This is a genomic window from Pseudomonas sp. 2VD, from assembly GCF_005503585.1.
Lineage (GTDB): Bacteria > Pseudomonadota > Gammaproteobacteria > Pseudomonadales > Pseudomonadaceae > Pseudomonas > Pseudomonas aeruginosa.
This window is the reverse complement of the sequence record NZ_SCND01000513.1, coordinates 1-3229: the sequence shown is the minus strand read 5'-3', so window position 1 is coordinate 3229 and position 3229 is coordinate 1. Positions and strand designations below refer to the sequence as shown.

Below are 3229 nucleotides of genomic sequence, written 5' to 3'. Positions count from 1 at the left end.
ATTGGGGGAGGGGCTGGGTGTAGCTTGCGGGCAACCCGTCGCGACGGTTCCCCCTGGAGCGAGACGCCTTCGCGGCATCACTGTCGCTCGACCCGCTGCGCGACGATTCGACCTCCTGCCGGGGCGAGTTAGCTACCCCATCGTCTGGAGGGCAAGCATGGCAAACCTCTACGTGGCGGATCCTGGTTCCGTAGGGCGAATAACCGCTTGCGGTTATCCGCCGGTTCTCCGGGACAGCGGCGGATAACGCCCCTGGCGTTATTCGCCCTACAGGACTTGCCGTATGTGGGCGGAAGCTCCATGCCTGTGGGCCTTGGAGCCAGGGCGGGCTTCGGGTCTGGCTCCGTAGTGCGGATGACCGCTTAGCGCCGATCCGCCGGCCCAGCGGCGTATCGGCGGATGGCCGAGTGCAAGGTCACGGCACCGCCACGAAGCGCAGATCGCTCGGCGACCCCACCTCGACGCTTTGCAGCGTCTTGCCCACCTGGCCGCTCTGCGGATCGCGGGCGAACACCCGCAACTGGTCGCTATTCTGGTTGGCCACGAGGACGAAGCGCCCGCCGGGCGAGAAAGCGAATTCGCGCGGCTCGGTGCCTTCCACCGAGCGCCGTTCGACGAAACGCAACTGGCCGCTGGCCGGGTCGACGGCGAAGGTCACCAGTTGGTTGTCGTCGCCGCGATTGAGCACGCCGAGGAAGCGGCCGTCGGCGGACAGGTGCAGGGCGCCGGCGCCGACTTTGCCCTGGAAGCCGGCAGGCGCCAGGTCGTGGGTCTGCAACTGACGCAGGCGGCCATTGCCCTCATGGGCGAACACCATCACCTGGCCGCTCAGTTCCAGGGTCAGGTAGGCGAAACGCCCGTCGGCGCTGAAGATCAGATGGCGCGGGCCGCTGCCGGGCGGGGTCGGGACGAATGTCGGATCGGCCGCCTGCAGCGGACGTTCGGCCTGTTCCGGGGCGTAGCGGTAGACGAATACCTTGTCGGCGCCGAGGTCGGGGGCGAACAGGTACTGGCCGTCGGGCGAGGACACCACCGAGTGCACATGACCGGAAACCTGGCGCGGATGCACCTTGCTGGCCTGGTGCGACTCCACCTGCACCACCGGCGCCGGCGAGCCGTCCGCGCGCACCGGCAGTACCGCCACCGAACCTTCCGGCTGTACCGAGTAGTTGGCGACGAACAGGTAGCGACCGTCGTGGCTGAGGCTGCTGTAGGTCGGATGATCGCCGAGGGTCTGGACCTGGCTGATCTGTTGCAGGCGGCCGCTGATCGGATCGAAACGGTAGGACGTGGCGCGACCGACGGTATCGCCCTTGCCGCCCCGTCCGTTCTCGTTGACCACGAACAGAGTGCGTTGGTCCGGGGCGAAGGTCAGGTACGAGGGGTTGCTGGTATGGGCCACGCGCAGCGGGCCTTTCACCGAGCCGTCGGCGCCGTCGAAGCGGTATACCTGGATGCCTTCGCTGGAGCCTTCGGTATAGGTCCCCACCAGCAGGTTGTAGAGGCTGGCGGCCTGGGCCTGGGGCGCCACGCCGGTGAGCGGCGCGAGGGCCAGCAGGCAGAGGGTGGGCAGTCTTCTCATGGGCAACTCCTTGGCTCGCTATTGTTCTGATGGCTCGGGGTTGGACCGGAGCCAGGCCGTTGGGTTCGCCCCTGGCCGCTCAGTCGCCGGCCTGGCTCAGCAGGCCGCGCCAGCGTTCGAAGGCGGCGGTCGCGTAGCCTTCGCGCCAGACCAGCCAGGTGTCTACTTCGGCAAGGGGCAGGCTGCGCAGCGGCGGTGTGCCGAGCAGTTGCAGCACCGAGCGCGGCAGCACGCCGACACAGGCGCCGGCGGCGACGCAGGCGAGGATCGCATGGTAGGAGCCGACTTCCTGCACCGTCAGCGGCGTGCCCAGGCTGTCCTCGGCCAGTTGCCGGTAGGTGCAGCCACGGGCGAAGCCGGCCAGGGTGCGCAGGCGCACCTCGGCGACGTCGTGGACCGGCGGGTGTTCGGCCGGCAGGATCATCAGCAGTTCCTCGCGGAACAGCGGCTCGCCGCGCAGGCCGCTGCCATCGAGTTCGCCGGCCCAGCCCGGGCCGGCGGCCACCAGCGCGCAGTCCAGGCGCCGCGCCCGCACCCCATCGAACAACGCGCGACTGGTGCCGGTGGAGACTTCCAGGGCGACCCGCGGACAGGCCTTGTGATAGCTCGCCAGCAGCGCCGGCAGGCGGCTGGCCGCGGTGCTTTCCATGCTGCCCAGGCGCAGGCGCCCGCCGGGCTCGGCGGGATGCATCGACTGACGCGCCTCGTCGGCGAGAGCCAGCAACTGCTCGGCGTAGGCGAGGAATTCGCTGCCGCGTTCGGTCAGGCTCATGCGCTTGCCGTCGCGCAGGAACAGTTCGACGCCCAGGTCCTCCTCGAGCTGGCGGATCCGCGTGGTGACGTTCGACTGCGCTCGCTGCAACTGCTGAGCGGCGCGGGTGACGCTGGCTTCGTGGGCGACCGCGCGGAAGATTTCGAGGGAGGAAAGGTCCATCGATCTATCTCTTTATGAGAATGAATTGTTAAAAATATTCTTTTATGAAGATATATTGGTCAAGCGTCGGCCGACGCGGTGTCGTCCGACCGGGAGAGGGAATCGCCATGACTGACCGCTTCACGCGCCTGCTCGGCATCCAGCAGCCGATCATCCAGGCACCCATGCTCGGCGTCTCCACGCCGGCGCTGGCCGCCGCCGTATCCAACGCCGGCGGGCTCGGTTCGATCGCCATCACCGGTAGCGCCGCCGAGAAAGGCCGGGCGCTGATCCGCGAGGTGCGCGGGCTGACCGACAAGCCGTTCAACGTCAACCTGTTCTGCCACCGCCCGGGGCAGGCCGACCCGGCCCGCGAGCGCGCCTGGCTGGACTACCTGAAGCCGCTGTTCGCCGAGTTCGGCGCCGAGCCGCCGGCGCGCCTGAACAACATCTACCTGAGCTTCCTCGAAGACCCGACCCTGCTGCCGATGCTGCTGGAAGAGCGGCCGGCGGCGGTCAGCTTCCATTTCGGCGCGCCGCCCCGCGACCAGGTTCGCGCGTTGCAGGCGGCGGGCATCCGCGTACTGGTCAGTGCCACCACGCCGGAGGAAGCGGCTCTGGTGGAGGCCGCCGGCGCCGATGCGGTGGTCGCCCAGGGCATCGAGGCCGGTGGCCATCGCGGGGTGTTCGAGCCGGAGCGCGGCGACGCCGCCATCGGCACCCTGGCGCTGGTC

2 protein-coding genes and 1 pseudogene are annotated in these 3229 nt (G+C 69.0%); 1 reads left to right on the top strand and 2 read right to left on the bottom strand.

Going from position 1 to position 3229, the window contains the following annotated elements:
• Positions 1–415: 415 nt before the first annotated feature.
• Together ppgL and nmoR are read right to left on the bottom strand one after the other, a co-directional pair.
• Positions 416–1582: a gluconolactonase PpgL gene (gene ppgL / locus FFS27_RS30825; RefSeq protein WP_137952453.1), complete on the bottom strand. Its 1167-nt coding sequence runs from the start codon at positions 1580–1582 to the stop codon at positions 416–418.
• Between the two features lie 79 nt (positions 1583–1661).
• Entirely contained in the window at positions 1662–2516 is an 855-nt protein-coding gene (gene nmoR / locus FFS27_RS30820; protein WP_023100795.1) for a LysR family transcriptional regulator NmoR, read from the bottom strand.
• Between the two features lie 107 nt (positions 2517–2623).
• On the opposite strand from nmoR, the pseudogene nmoA reads away from it, so the two are divergent.
• Positions 2624–3229: pseudogene (gene nmoA / locus FFS27_RS30815) on the top strand (nitronate monooxygenase); the annotation flags it as partial.

What these genes read in the sequence shown, in the direction of transcription:
- nmoR (WP_023100795.1), bottom strand. Translation starts at nt 2,516, where the DNA reads ATGGACCTTTCCTCCCTCGAAATCTTCCGCGCGGTCGCCCACGAAGCC.
- ppgL (WP_137952453.1), bottom strand. Translation starts at nt 1,582, where the DNA reads ATGAGAAGACTGCCCACCCTCTGCCTGCTGGCCCTCGCGCCGCTCACC.